The sequence below is a fragment of the Shigella sp. FC1567 genome, from assembly GCF_001743015.1.
GTDB lineage: Bacteria > Pseudomonadota > Gammaproteobacteria > Enterobacterales > Enterobacteriaceae > Escherichia > Escherichia coli.
Map to the genome: position 1 here is coordinate 1 of NZ_MIIV01000425.1, position 355 is coordinate 355.

The window sequence follows — 355 nt, forward strand, 5'->3', positions numbered from 1 at the left end:
GGTCGTTACCCGAAAATTCTGTTGACCTGATAGTCACGGACCCGCCGTACTTTAAAGTGAAGCCTGAGGGCTGGGATAACCAGTGGAAGGGCGACGATGATTACCTGAAGTGGCTGGACCAGTGTCTGGCGCAGTTCTGGCGGGTGCTGAAACCTGCCGGAAGTCTTTACCTGTTCTGTGGTCATCGCCTGGCATCTGATATCGAAATCATGATGCGTGAACGCTTCAGTGTGCTGAACCATATTATCTGAGCGAAGCCGTCCGGACGCTGGAACGGATGCAACAAGGAAAGCCTGCGGGCGTATTTCCCCGCCACAGAGCGCATTCTGTTCGCGGAACATTATCAGGGGCCGTA

General features: G+C 54.4%; 1 pseudogene. It reads left to right on the forward strand.

What is annotated here, in order from left to right:
* Positions 1-355, forward strand: a pseudogene (locus BHE85_RS19190) (DNA methyltransferase); the annotation flags it as partial.